The sequence below is a fragment of the Paraflavitalea pollutisoli genome (assembly GCF_029360705.1).
GTDB classification, from domain to species: domain Bacteria; phylum Bacteroidota; class Bacteroidia; order Chitinophagales; family Chitinophagaceae; genus Paraflavitalea; species Paraflavitalea pollutisoli.
The window spans coordinates 153167-171625 of sequence record NZ_JARKMX010000001.1; the positions used below are offsets into that span (position 1 = coordinate 153167).

Genomic DNA, 18459 nt, shown 5'->3' on the forward strand with positions numbered 1-18459 from the left:
AATGAAAACGCAAGAGAACCTTTTACTGCTCGCCGACGCTTATAAATACTCACACCATAAATTATACTACCCAGGAACCACCAAGATCTATTCGTACCTCGAAAGCCGTGGTGGTCAATTTGACGAAACGGTATTTTTCGGACTGCAGTATTTTCTAAAGTATTACCTGGAGGGAGAAGTGATTACGACTGAAAAAATCGATGCTGCTGAAAAGTTTCTGGTGGATGTGTTTGGACGCAACGATGTTTTTGACCGCAGTAAATTCGACCATATCGTTCAAAAACACGGCGGTAAATTGCCTGTGCGGATCAAAGCCGTACGTGAAGGCGCGGTTGTTCCTGTCAACAATGTGCTGGTCACCATCGAGAATACCGATCCCGAATGTTTCTGGCTTACCAATTTCCTGGAAACGTTGCTGATGCAAGTGTGGTATCCCTGCACCGTAGCTTCTGTATCGCGCGAGATCAGGAAGATCACAACTGAATATTTCCAGGAGACCGCTTCGGCTGCTGCCAATGCCGGGATGGATTTCATGCTGAACGATTTTGGTTTCCGGGGTGTGAGCTCGGTAGAGAGTGCGGGCATTGGCGGTGCTGCCCACTTGCTGAACTTCCGCGGGAGTGACAATATCATGGGCAGTGTGCTGGCCAAAAGGTACTACGGTGCAGACCAGGTGTATGGTTTATCCATTCCTGCTACGGAGCACAGTATCTGTACGCTGCTGGGTGAAGAAGGTGAACTGGAAGTGTTCAAACATATTCTCCGCACGTTCCCTACTGGCACGGTGGCTTGTGTTTCTGACTCTTACGATATCTTCCGGGCATGCAGCAAATACTGGGGTGCCGACCTGAAGGAACTGGTGCTGAGCCGTGATGGCGTGCTGGTGATCCGTCCCGATAGTGGCGACCCTGTTTTCACCCTGCTGAAGGTGTTTGATATCTTGTTTGAGAAGTTTGGTTTCACCATCAATGAAAAAGGCTTCCGGGTATTGCCTTCCCAGGTGCGGGTGATCCAGGGCGACGGTATCAATGTGGACTCTATCCGGCATATCTACAATGCGCTTAAGATAAACGGTATCAGTGCCGAGAACCTCGTACTGGGCATGGGTGGTGCGCTGTTGCAAAAAGTTGACCGTGATACGCAAAAGTTTGCTTTCAAATGTTCTTACGCCGAGGTGAACGGAGAGGCTGTAGACGTTCAAAAGAATCCTATCGAGATCGACTCTCATGGACGACTGGTAAGTTCTTTCAAGAAATCGAAAGCGGGCCAACTGAAGCTGATCCTGACGGACGGTGTTTATCAGACTGTACGCAAAGAACTGGAGCCTGAAGCAGAGGATCAACTAATCACTGTTTTTGAGAATGGCGAGATCACCTGCGACCTGAAATACGAGGATATCCGCGAAAGAGCAGTCTTTACAGAAGTTGCATTTGCCGAGGCGAATAAATAAAAGGGCTTCGGCCTCGCAGGCGGAACCTGGGATGTGATTGAAGACATTGTTGAAGAGACGTTGAGCAGACAGGGCATACCTGTAACGGTATATGATTTATGAAATATTCACTCGACATACTAAAGCAGCAGATAGAGCGCGGTGACCAAATCGAGTACCTCTTTTTTTGGGGTCATACGCCCAAACGCACGGATGTTGTTGACAATTCGTGCCTGAGCCAATGGTTTCCTGCGCCTTTTGTAGTTGATGGCGTGACCTACTCTACCGCAGAGCATTGGATGATGGCACAAAAGGCCTTGTTGTTTGGTGATGACGACGCTTTCCATGACATACTGAAAGCAGATAAGCCAGGCACGGCCAAGGCCATCGGCAGGAAAGTACGGAATTTCGATGATGAGCTGTGGCATGCCAAGCGATATGAGGTCGTTGTACAGGGCTCTTATCATAAGTTTTCGCAACATTCGGCTATGCGGGAATTATTGTTGCGGACTGGCAGTCGGGTCATCGTGGAAGCTAGTCCGACGGACCGTATCTGGGGCATCGGCCTATCGCAAAATACCTGGCGGGGTAAGAACTTACTTGGCTTTGCCCTCATGGAAGCCAGAGACCAATTGAGACAATAAGTATTAACAATTAAGATCAGATCATGAATCAGAAAGCACGGGTAGCTATCGCGGAAGACACGCTGAAGCTACTCGAACAGGAATATTATGTCAATACTACGGGGGCCAGGGTCGACCTGCAACAAGCCATGGAGCATGCCACTGCGCATACAACGCTCTATACGCCGGAAGCGTTACAAACCATGCTGGACCAACGACCTGACGTCGGTGGGTCTTTTACCACCACTTACGAAGTGACCAATGAAACAACGCTGGATGCCGTTAGAAGACTGGCTGCAGCTGGTGCCGGTAATATCCTATGCCTCAATTTCGCCTCTGCCAAGAACGCCGGTGGCGGCTTTCTCGGCGGCGCCATCGCGCAGGAAGAATGTATTGCCAGGGCCTCCGGGCTTTACCCCTGCCTTTTAAAGGCGCCTGCCTACTACGCCTTTCATCGCAAACAATGGAGCTGTCTCTACTCGGACCATATGATCTATTCGCCTGCAGTTCCCATCCTCAAAGATGAATTGGGCGTGCTGCTGGACGAGATCGTTCTGACTGCCATCGTTACTTCACCCGCCGTCAATGCGGGGGTCGTGGTGGAGCGTGAAAAAGAAAACAAAGAACAGATCATTCCCGTGATGCGTGTCAGGACTGCCAAGCTACTAGCACTCTGCGCAACTCATGGCCATGACACGTTGGTACTGGGTGCCTGGGGATGCGGCGTATTCCGCAATAACCCGGAGGAGATCGCGGCCTTGTTTCATGAGGCATTGACCGGTCCATTTGCCGGCCAGTTCCGCAAGGTCGTTTTCGCCGTAAAGACCAATAAAGACAGCATTATTGAACCCTTCATGAAGTACTTTTTATGACCAGAGATCAGGTATATGGCGCTATGTTTGGCGTAGCCATCGGTGACGCGCTCGGCGTACCGGCCGAATTTAAAAGCCGTACGATACTGCGGAGCAAACCTATTAAAGGGTTCATTGGCTATGGAAGTCATAACCAGCCTCCCGGTACGTTTTCGGACGATACCTCTCTCACCTTTTGTCTGGCTGCCTCTCTTTGTAATGGGTACAACTTATACGATATCGGTAACCGCTTTGTAGACTGGTACCACAAAGGCTATTGGACGGCAGGCGGTAATGTCTTTGACATCGGGATGACGACCAGCAATGCCATCGCCAGGTTGCGCAAAGGAACAGAGACTTCATTTGCCGGCGACTTTGACGAGGACTCCAACGGAAATGGTTCGCTGATGCGTATCCTTCCTTTATTGTTCCATATCAAAGAGATGCCCATAGAACAACGATTTGAGCATGTGAAGGCCGTTTCTTCCATCACCCATGGTCATATCCGTTCTGTGCTCGCTTGTTTCTTCTACCTGGAGTGTGCTCTTGCCTTATTACAGGGACAAAGCAAGCAGTCTGCTTATTTGCAGGCCGGACAATTACTGCGTCAAATCATGAACGACCAGCAGATTGTTCAGCCCGAAATAGATCTGTTTGCCCCGTTGACAGATGGCAATATCGCCGCCACTCCCATCGAAAACATCGGCTCGTCGGGCTATGTGATGAATACGCTGAAGGCGTCGATGCATTGCTTTCTGACCACCGATAACTACCAGGATGCGGTATTGAAGGCAGTAAACCTCGGTGATGATGCCGATACCACTGCCGCAGTAGCCGGTGGCCTCGCGGGTTTGCATTACGGACATGCTGCTATTCCCGAAAAATGGCGAACAGACATTCGCCGGGCCGGTGATATTACCGATCTGTGTGAGTTGATGTTTGTTTCCTTTTCCTAAGCCCTTTCTCAAATTCTCTTTACATGAAAAAGAAAACCTTACTGGGTGTGCTGCTCCTGAGCACCTCCTTCCTTTATAGTCAGGATAAATCCGATTCTTCACAGTTGTTGCAGGAAGTAGTCGTCAGCTCTGCTTTTACGGTTCCGGCCAAATCGCCCGTTACTTTGAGCCATATCGGCCGCAAGGAACTGGAGCGCAAGAATTATGGACAGGAACCGTCTGCGATCCTCTCCCAAACACCCTCTGTGACTTTCTATACCGATGCCGGTAGTGCCTCCGGGTATTCCTATTTCCGCGTGCGCGGTATCGATCAAACCCGGATCAATATGAGCTTGAACGGCGTTCCGTTGAATGAGCCGGAAGATCAGGGCGTATATTTTTCCAACTACCCTGACTTCCTGGAGTCGGTGTCGGGCGTACAAATACAGCGTGGTGCCGGGTACTCCAAGCAAGGCGTGGCGAGCTATGGTGGCAGCTTGTATTTTGAGTCGCTGCGTTTTCGGGACAGTGCGGGCGGGCAGGCTTCGGCAGGCTTTGGGTCCTTTAATTTTTACCGCCTCAACGGCAGTGTGAATACCGGCTTGAAGCAAGGGTGGGGACTGTATGCCCGGGGCTCTCAACTGCATTCGGATGGTTACCGCGATCATTCGGCCAATACCTCCAGTTCGGTGTTCATCAACCCTGGTTATTGGAGCGATCGGCACAAGGTATACCTGGTTGCTTTTCTTGGTGAGCAGAAAAACGAATTGGCCTGGATAGGCGCCCCCATGGACAGTATTGTCAGGAACAAGCGTTTTAATGCCAATAGCCCGCAGGAGTACGACCGCTTTTTACAAGCGCATGCTCAGTTGCACCACGAATGGCAATTGAACAGTCGTCACCAATTGCATTCGGGCGTTTTTTACAATTACCTGGACGGCAACTATGATTTTGACCTCAATCATTTTCTCGGAATGCCTGCTACGGCCGAACTGTACAATTATGCTTTCCGGTCGAATTTTGTGGGGGCTTTCTCCTACCATACTTACTCCGCCAGGAACTTACGTTGGTACAGCGGCGTACAATCGCAGTGGTATCAACGGCGGCACGTAGGTAGTGAAAGATCGCTGGGCGAACTGTATACCAATACCGGTTACCGCAACGAGGCCAGTTTGTTTACGAAAGCCGCCTACACGGCAGGTGCCTGGGAGCTGATGGGTGATGTACAATTCCGCTACAGCAGTTTCACCTACAAGGGGGGCGAGTCAATGCCGGGTCAATACTGGAACTTCTTGAACAGTACGTTGGGCGTAGCTTATCGACTGAAGGAGGGCTTACGGTTGTACTACTCCCTGGGGCAAACCCATCGCGAGCCTACCCGCAATGACCTATTCTTGGGTAATGACGACCTGACCCGCGATGTGGATGAAAACCTGTTGTTCAACCCGGTAAAACCCGAACGGGTGATCGACCAGGAGCTGGGCATCAAATATGCTGCGCGGAGGGCCTTTATCAATGCCAATTTGTTCTACATGCGTTTCCGCAATGAGATCACATTGAACGGCCAGATCGGCCCTACGGGTGTTCCCTTGCATAGCAGCGCTGCGAAAAGTCATCGCAGCGGACTGGAAATAGATGCCTGGTGGCGCTGGGAAAATGGTATCGAGTGGCGCAATCAATCGTCGGTGTCGTACAATCGTATCAACGAAGCCGGCGTCGATCTGCAGCCTGTGCTGACACCCAGTCTGATCATCAACCAGGAGTGCAGGATGGTACAACCCCGCTGGCAGGCAGGTATTGGTTGCCGCTACCAGGGCAAGTCTTATATCGACTTCGCCAATACCATGCGCCTATCGGACTTCTTTATTGTTAATGCAGATGCCAGCTGGCAATTGGGCAAACTGACTCTGTTTGGGGTAGCGAATAATATCACCAACCGGGTATATTTCACGAATGGCCTGATCACTGCTTCGGGTGCTCCGGGATATTTTATTCAGGCACCGGTAAATTTCTATGCGGGGGTGCGTGTAAAATGGTAAGTTGTATGGTATGAAGCACAGAGGATTGGTATTGGGCAAGTTTATGCCTCCGCATGCCGGGCATCGGGCGATGATCGAATATGCGCTACAGTTTTGCGAAGAAGTGGTGGTCATGGTATGCGTATCTGACAAAGAGACCATTGGCGCCCCGATACGTATGGCCTGGATGGAGCAGAGTTTCGCCGGTGATCCCCGGGTGCTAGTCAGGCTGGTAGCCTATGATGAAGCAGTGTTGCCGAATAGCTCTGTTTCGTCGCGGGAGATTTCGCGCCTGTGGGCTGACTATATCAAGGATCATTTTCCGGGAGTAGCTGTTTTCATCAGTTCTGAACCTTATGGCGATTATGTGGCCGAATACCTGGGTATAGAGCACCGGTGTTTTGACCGTGAGCGTAAGTTGGTGCCGGTATGCGCCAGCGCGATCCTCTCCAACCCTTTTAAGCATTGGGAGCTGATCGCCCCTGCCGCCAGGCCCTGGTTCGTGAAAAAAATCTGCATCAGCGGTTCTGAATCTACCGGCAAATCTACCCTGACGGAGCGATTGGGAGCGTGGTTCAATACCGCTATCGTACCGGAAATGGCCAGGGAGGTAATCGAAACTACCGAGGAGGTCGTATTTGACGACTTGCTCAGGATAGCTACCCTGCACGCCAAAACGATCAATGAGCGTGTACTGCAGGCCAATAAGCTTTTGATCTGCGATACGGATGTACATATAACCAAGTCGTATGCGCGTTTTTTATTTGACCGTGAGTTGGTCGTACCTGACTGGATCGATGAAGCCAACCGGTTTGACCTGCACATTTTCCTAAATACAGACTGCACGTATGTGCAGGATGGTACCCGACTGGGGGAGGCGGAGCGGAACAGGCTCAGTGGCTATCATGAGCGACAGCTGCAGGAGGTTGGTATTAGTTATGTGACAGTGGGCGGCAATTGGGAGGAGCGTTTTGTACGTACGCGGGAAATCCTGCAGCATCATTTTTTAAACTATTAATCATTTCAACATGCATAAAGAACTGGCCAGGGTCAGCAAATTCCTGAGCCTGGTATTGCGTCACCGGCCCGAACTGCTCGGCCTTACCCTGGAAGAAGGGGGATGGGTGGACGTTGCGGAGTTGCTGCGCAACATGAACGAACAGGGACAAACCATCGACTTTGCCCTATTGCAGGAGATCGTCGACACCAATGATAAAAAACGTTTTGCTTTCAACGAAGACAACTCCATGATCAGGGCCAGCCAGGGGCATTCCGTTGACGTAGACCTACAACTACCTGTTGCTGTGGCGCCCGATGTTTTGTACCATGGTACTGCGGTTCAAACGGTAAAGAGAGTATTGGCTGCCGGCCTGAAGCGGCAACAGCGACATCACGTGCATCTCTCGGCCGATCCGTCGACTGCAGTAGCCGTTGGTGGCAGGCATGGTAAACCGGTGTTATTGCAAATTGACGCGAAGGCTATGCAGGCAGCTGGGCATTTATTTTACCTTTCTGCGAATGGCGTGTGGCTGGCCGATGAGGTGCCTGCTTTGTTTATTTCGGCCAGATAATTTATGACGCGTGTATCAGCTAAACATAAAAACGCAGGACGTATGTCCTGCGTGTGTTTTTCTGAAATATGGATTATATTCTTTTAGGCGGCTATGCGCTGATACAGCTGCCGGCCAATGGCTTCGTCTATCTTATCATTTATATTGTTTGCAGCTTGGCTGCTATCGATCGCTGTGAGGCGATTGAGGTCTTTATCCCATCCGAATATATGAACAGGACTATCATTTACACTCACCCTGAAACGTGTTTCTGTTGCAAGTGTTTGGAAAGGGGTTGCTCTTACTACAAGAGGTTTTCCATCTACCGTTAATTCGAATATTTCAGTTCTAGTTTTCATAACACCTCCGTTTTTATGTGATGAATTACAAACATAGTAAGTCAATAAGCGTGCCGTAGTATGCCAGATTTATGGACTTTAACGGTGCTTTTAATGGTCATTTAATTTCAGCACTCACACTGCCTTTAAAAGGTGTCGGGTTGCCCGAATTGGCCATCTTCCTGTATTTCAATTCGGTCTGATTATACCCCATTTGTAAATGCATAGACCCGAAGAACATAGATCCCGATCGTTTCTTGACGTTTTGTCTTACCTTTTACTCTTCTAAAAAATACTTACTTATGCGTTCCTACACCATTCCTTTTTCCCTGGCCGGGCTGTTGTTGATCGCTGCCTGTGGTGAAAACAAATCATCTACCGGAAGCGGTAACGGGGCATCGGTCATGAGTGCCGATAGCCTTAAAAAACATATCGCCATACTGGCATCTGACGAATACCAGGGCCGTAAACCTTTTACGGAAGGTGAAACCAAGACCATCAATTACCTGAAAGAACAATTTAGTCTGGCTGGCCTGGAGCCAGGTAATGGTGAGAGCTATTTTCAAGAGGTGCCGATGGTGAACATCACCACTGCTGCAGCACCGTCCATGCAAGTGCAAAGCAGCAAGGGCAACTTTACGTTGAAGGGCTTTGATGATTACGTGATCTGGACGGATAAGACGGATTCGTCGATCGCCCTCAATAAAAGTGATCTTGTATTTGCCGGTTACGGAGTGGTAGCTCCGGAATACAATTGGAATGACTATGCAGGGCTCGATGTGAAGGGCAAAGTGGTGTTGGTATTGGTAAATGATCCTGGCTATAATAGTGGTGACAGTACGCTGTTCAAGGGCAAAACGATGACTTATTATGGTCGCTGGACCTATAAGTTTGAAGAAGCGGCCCGGCAAGGCGCCAAAGGCTGCCTGATCGTTCACAATACACAGGCTGCCAGCTATCCCTTCTCTGTAGTGCAGAACAATTGGAACGGATCTCGCCTGCGCCTGGACAACCGTGGCAAAAGCGAGCAGCTTTGCGACGTTATTGGCTGGGTTTCGGGGCTTGCTGCCAACAAGCTGCTTGGTGCGGCCGGGTATGACAGCTCTTTACTTGCCAAGGCCGATGTTCGTGGCTTTACAGGAACACCTTTAAACGTTCAGCTATCCACCACCATGCAGGTGAAATCAGTGTATAACAAGTCCAACAACGTGATTGGAAAAATTACCGGCAGTAAACGCCCCGACGAGTATATCATTTACACGGCACACTGGGATCACCTGGGCATTGGCAAGCCAGATGAAAAAGGTGATTCCATATACAATGGCGCCTTCGACAATGCCAGTGCCACAGCCGGGCTGATCGAACTGGCACGTGCCTTCAAGAGTTTGCCGGAAAAACCTGAACGTACCATCGTATTCCTTTCCGTAACAGCCGAAGAGCAAGGCCTGTGGGGTTCTGCGTGGTATGCACAGAACCCGGTTTATCCTGCTGCCAGGACGATTGCCAACATCAATATGGATGGACTCAGTCCGTTTGAGTCGACCAAGGATATTATCGTGGTAGGACAGGGCCAGTCGGAACTGGAAGATTACCTTAAAGAAGCGGCGGAAAAAGCGGGTCGGTATATCGCTTTTGAAAACCATCCTGAAGCTGGTTACTACTACCGCTCGGACCATTTCAATTTTGCCAAAGTAGGCATTCCGGCTTTGTACACCGAAAGAGGATCCGACGTAGTTGGCAAAGGCAAGGAGTATGGAGAGAAGATCCACGAAGAATACACGAAGAATCATTACCACCGCCCATCCGACGAATTCGATGCTGCTACGTGGACAATGGCTGGCGGCCTCGATGATCTCAAACTTCTCTTTGAAGTAGGACGCAGGATTGCTTTGGGAGATAAGATACCTTCCTGGAAAGAAGGCTCGGAATTCAAGGCGAAAAGATAATTACGTCTACACCATAAAAAAAATACCCGGTACCATTTGTGCCGGGTATTTTGTTTTCAGTAAGAGAGGGTAGCGCTACCCCGTACCCATGTTGCATTCCATTTGTACCTCACCTTTGTTCTCCCAGTTCTTTTTGATGATGGTTCCGTTGACCAGCTGGCATAAACGCCGTGCAAAGCGTTCGCCGAATAGCCGCCCTTTTTCGTCTTTATGACCTACAAAGGCGACCATCGGCAATCCCTCGCGATCGGTTTTAAAGGCCAGGTCATATTGCTGGCATCTTGTTTCGATGAGTGAGGTAGGTGCGTACTTTTTGTTGAGGATCTTTAGTAATTGTTCTCCGAGGTCCATAGCGTTTGGATTTTACAGGTGTGACAGATATGGATTCAATAAGTTGCTACGGTCTCGGGGGATGCATTACGCGGTGATATCCAGCACCGGCTTGTAAGATTTTTCGGGCGAATAAGCAGGCCCACCGGTATTATTCCTCTTTGCTTTCTTTTCGAGCCACCTGGTAACACCAGCAGCTATCAATCCTCCTGCAACATACAGGCCAATTGTGAGCCAACGCTGCTTTGGCGAGGAATTTGTCTTATCCTCACTGAGGCCCAGTACACCCGGCAATTTGAGTGCGCCAATTCCTGCACTTAGGCCTAATATTCCACCTGTCGACATCGCTTTGTTCATTCTGGCTCCGGCCAGGCTATAGTACAGGGTATTTGCAAGGATATCACCTGCTAACGCCGTATTGTGCAGTTTTGATCCAGTAGGCGCATCGTGGCCTGTCTTTTCGATCAGCTTTGCGGTAGCCTGCTCGCCGAGGGTATCCAGACGGGGAGCGTTTGACGTCCCCATTTTCCTCGTCAGTTCATGCAACAGCGTTACGGCCAATGCGCCAGCCAGTCCGCCCGCCAGTGAGGTTAGTAATTTCATAATCCCCTTTTTTCGATAGGGATAAAAGAATGGTGCCAGGGACGACTGATTTTGATTAGTTGCAGGATTTGAGCCTAGGAGATATGGTTCAGGAGATTGGCGTGGAAGACCATCTGATAAGCCAGGCAGGAGCATTTGTCTCCCGGCCAAGCCAGCTGATTTACAGAAAGCTGGACGGTTTATCCTTCTTTTTTCCGAAGGGTGGCTATGGTTTGCCTGATCAGTTCGGGCTCATAGCCTTTCTGGAGTAGATAATCAGTGGTTTTACTTTGTTTCACGTAATGGTTGACGCCCTCACCGCGGACAGAACTCCACTTTTTTGATGCCAGTTGTTGAAGGGTCTTGAGGTAATCTTCCTCATTTATTTCGCTCATCCCCTTTTTAATACAGTATTCGCTGATGCGTTTTTGCTTCAGTTCGTACCGGATCTTGACGCGGCCCCACTGCTTCATGCGAAAGTGGCCTCCGGCAAACTGGACCGCAAATCGTTCCTCGTTGAGGTAATTCTCTTCAATGAGTTGCGACAACAATTCTTCCACATCCTGCTTATGCAGGCCAAAGGAGTATAATTTTTCCTTCGTATCCTGGTGGCTGCGTTCTGCATACCCGCAATAATGCCGGGCTTTTTGCAGTGCCTGCTCTTTGGATAGTTGTTTTCGTTGAAACATGGAAGCCAAAGTTACGGACAGTCTGGTTAAACTTCTTCCAGGCGGTCTACGCAGCCATAATCTGTTTTGAGCAGATCATCATAGTGGTCGGCGTTCTTAAATAAGGTGTTGAACATATCGGCACCAATCTCTTTGGAGATATCCAGGTCATAGATGATACAGGAAAGGATCACATTCTGGCTGGCGCAACTAAGTACCATTCCATTCATGCGGTAATTTTCCTGCAGCAGGAACTGATAGAGTGGTTTGATGCGGGTACCATCCGGGGGCAACTGACACAGATAAGCATCGCCGGCTATAAAGTAATTTTCAGGATTGTAGCTGATCTTGATCTTGGCGCTCCCTTCTTTTACTTCCCAGCGGTTGGCTCCGGAGCGGGCCAGTTTTACATCTTTTCCCAGTTCTTTCAGAATATCTTCGATGGTCTTTGCCACTCCTACTGGTTCTACTTCTTTTTCCGGCATCTCGGGCAGCTTCACTTCGGTACCACAGGCCGGGCAGTACTTGGCAGACTCGATGGTATCGGGCAACACGAGCGAATCGCAGCTCGGGCAGCGCGTGGAAGGTGTTCCTTTATGCGGCACATAAAGATTGAGCGCAGCCTGCAGGTATACTACTGGCAGGGCAAAACCCAGGTTATCGCCTCCACGTATGATGAATGAGTTGACACCAATCACTTCGCCCTGTTCATTGACCAGGGGCCCACCGCTATTACCCGGATTGATGGCGGCATCGATCTGAATAAACTTGAGGCCATCGCGGATACGATCTACTTTGGAGATCACGCCCTGTGTGGCCGTATAATTCAACCCGAAGGGGTGGCCAATGGCTATCACTTCATCTCCATCCTTCAGCGCCTCGTACCGACCCAACGGTAGTGTGGGCAACTCTACACCCGCAGGCGGCTGCAGAAAAGCCAGGTCATGTTTACGGTCGGTATACCATACGCGCGACAGCGCCTTTTCGAAGGTTTTTCCGGCGATGGTTACTTCGGGGTTATCGGCTACTACGTGGTCGTTGGTGACGATCAGGTCATACTCGTGCAAGTAAAAGCCCGTACCGGTACCACCCTGTGTGGCTATTTGTATTATGGCAGGATGAAACTTTTCTATTACTTCCTGTGTAGGCATGTGTATTGAGTTGCTGGATTAGTCGAAATTGAGTGATGTAATCTCGGAAGTGAATGTGGTATTGAAATTTACCAGCGAGTCGAAACGCAGGTTATTCACTTTGAAATCGAGTTTATTGAACTTGTGCTTCCAAACGGTGACAATATCTTCTATTCGCTGGCGGATCGCGTCATCATCAAACTCATTGGATGCCGCATCATAATATCGGGCTGTAAAGCCAAGCGCCGCAAAATAGTCGCCGTGATTCACCTGCATAAACAGCCTGAAAAGGTCGCTTAATGGCTTAGGCAGACTATAGGAATTCTGGCAGTAGGAGAACCCGTATTCCAGGATCGTGTTGGCGATCATGGGATATTGGTTGTCGCGGTACCACAGCATATTGCCTGCGGCCGCGTTGATGGAGTCGATCACCGCCTTATGGTTCTGGGGCGCAACAATCGAGAAAGTATGCTTTGAGCGAAAGAAATAAGGGAATACATCTTCTCTGGCTTTGGCGGCGACTTTCCGGTAAGCCTCTATCATCGTCTGATTTTTCTCTGTCGTTTGCTTGTCATCTTTCCGGAAATAGATATCGATGATCTTTTCCAATTCCAGCTGCAGTTTCCCCTCCGGGCTTAGCAGGTAGTCGATGCGAAAAGCGAGGGTGAGCAGATAATAAGAGATACCACCGGCAAATTTATCTGCATCGAGGCTTGCTATATAATCGAGGGTATTTGTAATCCATTTAATCAGGTAGGTGTACCTAACCTCCTTCTCCTGATCGGACATCTCTTTTACGTGATCGGTATCGATGGTTTGCAGGGAAGTAAACTCCTGTACCAGCAGGTCATCGAGTTTATCTGCCTTGATCGCCAGTTCCTTCAGCCCATAATACAGTTTATTGGGATTGGCCGAGCGGATATTGCTATCGAAGCGCATACACAAGCGGTCGCCATCGAGTGCATAGCGGCTGTAGTACAGATTGAAGTTCATTTCAAGGAGCCTGCGCATCACAGGCACGCTGGGCTGCGCCATTTTAGCGAGTGTGACTTCAGCGACTACGCGGTCCTGGTTGAATGTTCCGCGCACGATTTTAGAGCCCTGGTACAGATGGAAGCGTCCTTCTGAGCCATTTCGCTCCAATACGACATTCTGCTCTGCTTCATCACGCAGGTAATCGAAAAATGCGTCAATGCTTTCCGGATATTGTTGTTTTTTGAACAGGTCATCTGCTACCGTCCACCGATCTACTTTTTCTACCGTTTTGTTGTTGTCAGAATACCGGCCTAATGGAATAACAGGGTCATCTGCTTTCTTTTTACCCCAGCCAAAAAGTTTATCGAACATAAATTAGTATTTGAACCTTCCCATTTTAGTGGGCAGGCTTACGGAAATGAAGGTATTTAATTTCGTGGCATATTTGCAATTCGCTGAGGATAATTAGTTTATTGTGCCTCCAGAGGAGAAATTTGGTTGTCTTAACCCCCTTATCTTTGCGGGATGCTAAAAGAAACACTCATCAACGCCACTGAGGCCGGCGCCCAGGTGATCCAGCACTACTTCAACAATAAAAACCTGCAAATCAGCAATAAAGAAGGTGTCAACAACCTGGTTACCGAGGCCGACCATGCATCGGAAAAGGCTATTATCGAGATCATTAAACTGGCCTTTCCTGATCATTTCATCGTCAGTGAGGAAGTTGGTGAGATTGTTATGGACAGCGAATACAAATGGATCATCGACCCGATCGATGGTACGGTGAATTACGCGCATGGTATCCCGCTCTGCTGTATTTCCATTGGACTGGAAAAAGCAGGTAATATGATCATGGGAGTCGTATACAACCCTTTCCTGAAAGAGTTTTTCTTTGCGGAACGTGGCCAGGGCGCTACCCTGAATGGTCAACCTATACAGGTGAGTAACGAGACGTCGGTCAGCAAAGCCTGCCTGGTAACCGGTTTCCCTTATACTTATATCAATCAACCCAACGGACCGGTAGAAGTATTCAGCCGGTTTATTCGCCAGGGTATTCCTGTGCGCCGTCTCGGATCTGCCGCGATCGATCTTTGCTGGGTGGCGGCTGGCCGGTTTGATGGATTCTATGAGCATAAGTTACAGGCCTGGGATAGTGCCGCGGGCTTTTTGATGGTGGAAGAAGCTGGCGGTAAAGTGACTGATTTTAAAGGTGACCATTATTCGCCCTATCAACCGCATTTGGTGGCGACCAATGGAAAGATCCATGACGAGATCCTGCTTTGGATCAACGACAAATTGTAATAACTTACTGGTTTTGAAGGCCTTCACATAAAGCCAATCGTATATGAGCGAAAGAACTGAAATCAATGACCTGGGTGAGTTCGGATTGATCGATCACCTTACTAAAAATATCGAGCTTCAAAATGTATCGTCCTTATTGGGTGTGGGCGATGATGCTGCTGTAATAGATCATTTTGGCAAACAGACAGTGGTTTCTACCGATATGCTGGTAGAAGGGGTACATTTTGACCTGGCCTATACGCCGTTGAAACACCTGGGTTATAAGAGCGTCATCGTGAACCTGAGCGATATCTATGCGATGAATGCAACGCCTACGCAGATCACCATGAGTATCGCTTTCAGCAATCGCTTTCCCATCGAAGCCCTGGAAGAGTTTTATGAGGGCGTGTATGCTGCTTGCGAGAAATACGGCGTGGACCTTATCGGCGGGGATACCTGTACCTCCCAGAAAGGATTTATCATCTCCGTTACAGCCATTGGCGAGGTAACACCCGATACCTATGTAAAAAGGAGTACTGCGCAAAAGGGCGACCTGATATGCTGCAGCGGGGACCTGGGTGCTGCCTATGTGGGCCTGCTTTTCCTGGAACGCGAAAAGGGCATTTACCTTGAAAATCCCAAAATACAGCCCGATCTGGAGGGAGAATCTTATGTGATCGGCCGTTTGCTGAAACCGGAAGCCAGAAAAGAGACCATTGAATTTCTGGCCGAAAACAATATCAGACCCACCGCTATGATGGATATCAGTGATGGGCTGAGCTCCGAGATCCTGCACATTTGCCAGGACAGCAACCTCGGTTGCCGGTTATACGAAGAAAAAATACCCATTGCGGAGGAAATGAAGCGGGCCGCCTTTAAATTTGAGATCGACCCAACGGCTTGTGCGCTGAGTGGTGGAGAAGACTACGAACTGCTGTTTACCCTGTCACAATCTGATTACGAAAAACTCGTTCTTAATGAACAGATCAGCGTGATCGGTTATATGACAGAGGCTTCGGAAGGAACCAAGATCATTACTAAAGGAGGCGGACTGCACGATATAACTGCCCAGGGCTGGAACGCATTTAAGAATACCTGAGTCTAAACGGTTATTGCATGAGGCAACGGCTTACCGGCATTGTGGTGGTCCTTTCAGCTATATTTTCCGTAGGATGTGCTTCTTCCCGGAAGCCATTCAATCCTGATAGAAAGATGGCAGCCGATCAATTGCGGCAGGACTATCACTATTTCCGCAACATTCTGGAAGAATCGCACCCCAGCCTGTACTGGTTTACCACAAAGGACAGTATGGATCGATATTTCGACGCCGGCCTGGCTTCGATCACCGATTCTTTGACCGAACCGCAGTTCAGGAACCTGCTTTCCTATATTACGGAGAAAATTCACTGCGGCCATACCACGGTGCGTTTTTCCAAAAAATATAGTGATTACCTGGATACTGCCCGGTTACCAGTATTTCCACTGCACCTCAAAGTGTGGCCCGATAGCATGTCGGTGATCACCAACCTCAACCGCAAGGATGTAGTATTGAAACGGGGCACTGTTGTTACGGGTGTCAATGGCAGGACGGCGGCTCAGCTTACTGATACGCTTTTCAACTATATCTCTGGTGATGGACATATCTTGTCTGGTAAATACCAGGTGCTGAGCAACCGGGGTAGTTTCGGCAGCTTGTACCGCAATGTGCTGGGTCTTACTGATCAGTTTTCCATTACCTACCGCGACACTGATGGCAATGAACGGGAAACCGTCATCCCCGTCTACGATCCCCGTGCTGATACGCTAAACCGTCCTCCCACGCCGGCAAAGCCCGCTGGCAGGCAACCAAGATCTGCCCCACAACCACCCATGCTGAATGCGGTGAGAAATATCCAGATCGATACCACGTTGAATTCCGCTTATATGACGATCAATACCTTTTCCCGCGGTAACAGGTTGCGCGGATTCTTCCGACGGTCGTTCCGGGAGATGAAAGAACGGAATATCCGTTACCTGGTGATCGATGTTCGTTCAAATGGTGGTGGAGATGCCGGAATTTCAACAAAACTGACCCGGTATATTGCCAAAAAGTCCTTTAAGCTTGCAGACTCCCTGTACACACCCAGCAGAAAAAGCCACTACACTAAATATATCCAATGGCAACCGGCCTACTGGCTCATGATGCAGTTTGTGACGAGTAAGCATAAAGATGGCCTTTATCATTTCGGTTATTTTGAGCGACATGTGTTCAAACCGAAAAAAAAGAACCATTTTGACGGAGAAGTGTACATCATCACGGGCGGAAACTCCTTCTCTGCCACCACGATGTTTGCTGCTGCCGTGCAAGGACAGGATAACGTAAAAGTTGTTGGTGAAGAAACCGGGGGAGGTGCTTATGGTAATTCTGCCTGGATGATCCCCGACGTAACCCTTCCTAATTCTGGTGTACGTTTTCGCCTGCCCAGATTCAGGTTGGTGATGAATAAAGACCTGGTAAAAGAAGGCCGTGGTATTATGCCTGACATTGAAGCTGCTCCTACGATCGAGACCATTCGCCAGGGTGTCGATCCCAAGATTGATACAGTTCGAAAGATCATCATGCAGAAAGCAGGTTTAGCACATCAATAGCGTGTGCGGAATTCAGTATTCCTATAGATATTAGTGGGTAGAACTGCCTATTCTCCTTAGTGGGTAATTACATTTTGCACCTCCAAGACCTCGTTAAACACCACCATATTGGCCTGGTAGCCTTTGGCAATCAGGCCCATTTTTTTACCGTCCAGTAACCGGGCCGGAAATGTCGATCCCATTCGCAGGGCGGTGTCCAATGGAATGCCAACGTGCTCCACCCCATTCTTCACACATTGGATCATCGACAGCGCAGACCCTGAAAGCGTACCGTCGGGCAGGGCATAATGATCGCCCTTAAATATATGCTGGTATTCGCCGGATCTCGTCTCTGCCACCGCATCTGTGATAAAGAACAATCTTTCCTGCATGATCGTATGCGCAATCTTTACTGCTGCATAATCCACATGGATTCCATCACACACAATGCTGCTCATAGCCTTTGGGTGGTTGAAAACAGCACCTACCATACCGGGTTCACGATGCTGAAAAGGCGACATGGCATTGAATAAGTGTGTAGCAGCAGGAATACCCTGGGCAAATCCTGCGGATGCCTGTTGGTAAGTGGCGTTTGAGTGACCCGCAGATACAATGATCCCATTATCGATCAACATTTGAATGACTGCCGGATCGCATTGCTCGGGGGCGAGGGTGATCATCTTAAAAATACCATTGCCCCGGTCGATCAGGAGTTGTACTTCTTCTACCGTAGGCACCTTAATGCACTCCAGCAGGTGGGCTCCGCGTTTTTTGGGGTTCATATAAGGACCTTCCAGGTGTACGCCCAATAATCCTTTTCCCCCTTGTTGCTGGTACGCCCACGCAACTTCCATGCCTTTGAGAAATTTGTCGATGGTATTGGTTGCCATGGTGAGCATGAAATGGCTGCAACCGCCAGACAGGCAATATTCATAAGTTGCCTTTATCGCTTCGAAGGTGATCTCCTGAGAGAATAATTTTCCATTGCCCCCATAAATCTGCAGGTCCATGAAGGCTGGTGCCAGTTGCTGTCCCTGCAGATCTTTTATCGAATAGTGTGCAGGTATTGCCTGGTCGGGAACCAGGTCTTCGATGATACCATCGTTGACGAGAACAGCTTTCCCTGTTTCTACAGATTGACCGGTATAGATGCGTGCGTTGGTATAGGCAATAGACATGGTAGTTCTTGTGTGGGG

General features: G+C 49.2%; 18 protein-coding genes. 11 read left to right on the forward strand and 7 right to left on the reverse strand.

Annotation, left to right across the window (positions count from 1 at the left end):
• Nucleotide 1: 1 nt before the first annotated feature.
• From P2W70_RS00650 to P2W70_RS00680, 7 genes are all read left to right on the forward strand, one after another.
• Complete coding sequence (locus P2W70_RS00650; RefSeq protein ID WP_276479482.1) at nucleotides 2-1450, forward strand: nicotinate phosphoribosyltransferase; 1449 nt, start codon at nucleotides 2-4, stop codon at nucleotides 1448-1450.
• 98 nt (nucleotides 1451-1548) lie between these two features.
• Complete coding sequence (locus P2W70_RS00655) at nucleotides 1549-2073, forward strand: NADAR family protein (protein ID WP_276479483.1); 525 nt, start codon at nucleotides 1549-1551, stop codon at nucleotides 2071-2073.
• 23 nt (nucleotides 2074-2096) lie between these two features.
• Nucleotides 2097-2924: a TIGR02452 family protein gene (locus P2W70_RS00660; RefSeq protein ID WP_276479484.1), complete on the forward strand. Its 828-nt coding sequence runs from the start codon at nucleotides 2097-2099 to the stop codon at nucleotides 2922-2924.
• Nucleotides 2921-3859, forward strand: coding sequence for an ADP-ribosylglycohydrolase family protein (locus tag P2W70_RS00665; RefSeq protein WP_276479485.1), 939 nt, complete (start codon nucleotides 2921-2923; stop codon nucleotides 3857-3859). Before P2W70_RS00660 ends, P2W70_RS00665 begins: the two co-directional genes overlap by 4 nt.
• 23 nt (nucleotides 3860-3882) lie before the next feature.
• Complete coding sequence (locus P2W70_RS00670) at nucleotides 3883-5877, forward strand: TonB-dependent receptor (protein ID WP_276479486.1); 1995 nt, start codon at nucleotides 3883-3885, stop codon at nucleotides 5875-5877.
• Between the two features lie 10 nt (nucleotides 5878-5887).
• Complete coding sequence (locus tag P2W70_RS00675; RefSeq protein WP_276479487.1) at nucleotides 5888-6874, forward strand: AAA family ATPase; 987 nt, start codon at nucleotides 5888-5890, stop codon at nucleotides 6872-6874.
• A gap of 10 nt (nucleotides 6875-6884) precedes the next feature.
• Nucleotides 6885-7427, forward strand: coding sequence for an RNA 2'-phosphotransferase (locus P2W70_RS00680; RefSeq protein WP_276479488.1), 543 nt, complete (start codon nucleotides 6885-6887; stop codon nucleotides 7425-7427).
• An 83-nt stretch (nucleotides 7428-7510) separates the two neighbouring features.
• On the opposite strand, the gene P2W70_RS00685 is transcribed toward P2W70_RS00680, so the two are convergent.
• Nucleotides 7511-7765 (reverse strand): hypothetical protein, encoded by a 255-nt coding sequence (locus P2W70_RS00685; protein ID WP_276479489.1) that lies wholly within the window; start codon nucleotides 7763-7765, stop codon nucleotides 7511-7513.
• A gap of 281 nt (nucleotides 7766-8046) precedes the next feature.
• Between P2W70_RS00685 and P2W70_RS00690 the strand changes: the two genes are divergently transcribed.
• Nucleotides 8047-9690 (forward strand): M28 family peptidase, encoded by a 1644-nt coding sequence (locus tag P2W70_RS00690; RefSeq protein WP_276479490.1) that lies wholly within the window; start codon nucleotides 8047-8049, stop codon nucleotides 9688-9690.
• A gap of 75 nt (nucleotides 9691-9765) precedes the next feature.
• On the opposite strand, the gene P2W70_RS00695 is transcribed toward P2W70_RS00690, so the two are convergent.
• The 5 genes from P2W70_RS00695 to P2W70_RS00715 form a co-directional block, all read right to left on the reverse strand.
• A complete protein-coding gene (locus P2W70_RS00695) occupies nucleotides 9766-10041 on the reverse strand; it encodes a hypothetical protein (RefSeq protein ID WP_276479491.1) in 276 nt (91 codons plus the stop codon).
• Nucleotides 10042-10107: 66 nt separating this feature from the next.
• Nucleotides 10108-10623 carry a hypothetical protein gene (locus P2W70_RS00700; protein ID WP_276479492.1) on the reverse strand — a complete coding sequence of 172 codons (516 nt, stop codon included), beginning with the start codon at nucleotides 10621-10623 and terminating at the stop codon, nucleotides 10108-10110.
• Between the two features lie 179 nt (nucleotides 10624-10802).
• A complete protein-coding gene (locus tag P2W70_RS00705; RefSeq protein ID WP_276479493.1) occupies nucleotides 10803-11291 on the reverse strand; it encodes a regulatory protein RecX in 489 nt (162 codons plus the stop codon).
• A gap of 26 nt (nucleotides 11292-11317) precedes the next feature.
• Complete coding sequence (locus P2W70_RS00710) at nucleotides 11318-12421, reverse strand: trypsin-like peptidase domain-containing protein (protein ID WP_276479494.1); 1104 nt, start codon at nucleotides 12419-12421, stop codon at nucleotides 11318-11320.
• Between the two features lie 18 nt (nucleotides 12422-12439).
• On the reverse strand, nucleotides 12440-13747 hold the full coding sequence (locus P2W70_RS00715) for a type III secretion system chaperone family protein (protein WP_276479495.1): 1308 nt from the start codon (nucleotides 13745-13747) through the stop codon (nucleotides 12440-12442).
• A gap of 153 nt (nucleotides 13748-13900) precedes the next feature.
• Between P2W70_RS00715 and P2W70_RS00720 the strand changes: the two genes are divergently transcribed.
• The 3 genes from P2W70_RS00720 to P2W70_RS00730 are packed head-to-tail and all read left to right on the forward strand — an operon-like array spanning nucleotide 13901 to nucleotide 17284.
• Nucleotides 13901-14677, forward strand: a complete 777-nt coding sequence (locus P2W70_RS00720; RefSeq protein WP_276479496.1) for an inositol monophosphatase family protein — start codon at nucleotides 13901-13903, stop codon at nucleotides 14675-14677.
• Nucleotides 14678-14720: 43 nt separating this feature from the next.
• A complete protein-coding gene (gene thiL, locus P2W70_RS00725; RefSeq protein WP_276479497.1) occupies nucleotides 14721-15755 on the forward strand; it encodes a thiamine-phosphate kinase in 1035 nt (344 codons plus the stop codon).
• A gap of 17 nt (nucleotides 15756-15772) precedes the next feature.
• Nucleotides 15773-17284: a S41 family peptidase gene (locus P2W70_RS00730; protein WP_276479498.1), complete on the forward strand. Its 1512-nt coding sequence runs from the start codon at nucleotides 15773-15775 to the stop codon at nucleotides 17282-17284.
• A 56-nt stretch (nucleotides 17285-17340) separates the two neighbouring features.
• Here the strand turns inward: P2W70_RS00730 and nagA are convergent, their stop codons facing one another.
• Entirely contained in the window at nucleotides 17341-18441 is a 1101-nt protein-coding gene (gene nagA / locus P2W70_RS00735) for an N-acetylglucosamine-6-phosphate deacetylase (protein WP_276479499.1), read from the reverse strand.
• Nucleotides 18442-18459 lie beyond the last annotated feature (18 nt).

Excerpts from the sequence above, each read along its gene's own strand:
- P2W70_RS00650 (WP_276479482.1), top strand. The coding sequence starts at position 2 with ATGAAAACGCAAGAGAACCTTTTACTGCTCGCCGACGCTTATAAATAC.
- P2W70_RS00655 (WP_276479483.1), top strand. The coding sequence starts at position 1,549 with ATGAAATATTCACTCGACATACTAAAGCAGCAGATAGAGCGCGGTGAC.
- P2W70_RS00660 (WP_276479484.1), top strand. The coding sequence starts at position 2,097 with ATGAATCAGAAAGCACGGGTAGCTATCGCGGAAGACACGCTGAAGCTA.
- P2W70_RS00665 (WP_276479485.1), top strand. The coding sequence starts at position 2,921 with ATGACCAGAGATCAGGTATATGGCGCTATGTTTGGCGTAGCCATCGGT.
- P2W70_RS00670 (WP_276479486.1), top strand. The coding sequence starts at position 3,883 with ATGAAAAAGAAAACCTTACTGGGTGTGCTGCTCCTGAGCACCTCCTTC.
- P2W70_RS00675 (WP_276479487.1), top strand. The coding sequence starts at position 5,888 with ATGAAGCACAGAGGATTGGTATTGGGCAAGTTTATGCCTCCGCATGCC.
- P2W70_RS00680 (WP_276479488.1), top strand. The coding sequence starts at position 6,885 with ATGCATAAAGAACTGGCCAGGGTCAGCAAATTCCTGAGCCTGGTATTG.
- P2W70_RS00685 (WP_276479489.1), bottom strand. The coding sequence starts at position 7,765 with ATGAAAACTAGAACTGAAATATTCGAATTAACGGTAGATGGAAAACCT.
- P2W70_RS00690 (WP_276479490.1), top strand. The coding sequence starts at position 8,047 with ATGCGTTCCTACACCATTCCTTTTTCCCTGGCCGGGCTGTTGTTGATC.
- P2W70_RS00695 (WP_276479491.1), bottom strand. The coding sequence starts at position 10,041 with ATGGACCTCGGAGAACAATTACTAAAGATCCTCAACAAAAAGTACGCA.
- P2W70_RS00700 (WP_276479492.1), bottom strand. The coding sequence starts at position 10,623 with ATGAAATTACTAACCTCACTGGCGGGCGGACTGGCTGGCGCATTGGCC.
- P2W70_RS00705 (WP_276479493.1), bottom strand. The coding sequence starts at position 11,291 with ATGTTTCAACGAAAACAACTATCCAAAGAGCAGGCACTGCAAAAAGCC.
- P2W70_RS00710 (WP_276479494.1), bottom strand. The coding sequence starts at position 12,421 with ATGCCTACACAGGAAGTAATAGAAAAGTTTCATCCTGCCATAATACAA.
- P2W70_RS00715 (WP_276479495.1), bottom strand. The coding sequence starts at position 13,747 with ATGTTCGATAAACTTTTTGGCTGGGGTAAAAAGAAAGCAGATGACCCT.
- P2W70_RS00720 (WP_276479496.1), top strand. The coding sequence starts at position 13,901 with ATGCTAAAAGAAACACTCATCAACGCCACTGAGGCCGGCGCCCAGGTG.
- thiL (WP_276479497.1), top strand. The coding sequence starts at position 14,721 with ATGAGCGAAAGAACTGAAATCAATGACCTGGGTGAGTTCGGATTGATC.
- P2W70_RS00730 (WP_276479498.1), top strand. The coding sequence starts at position 15,773 with ATGAGGCAACGGCTTACCGGCATTGTGGTGGTCCTTTCAGCTATATTT.
- nagA (WP_276479499.1), bottom strand. The coding sequence starts at position 18,441 with ATGTCTATTGCCTATACCAACGCACGCATCTATACCGGTCAATCTGTA.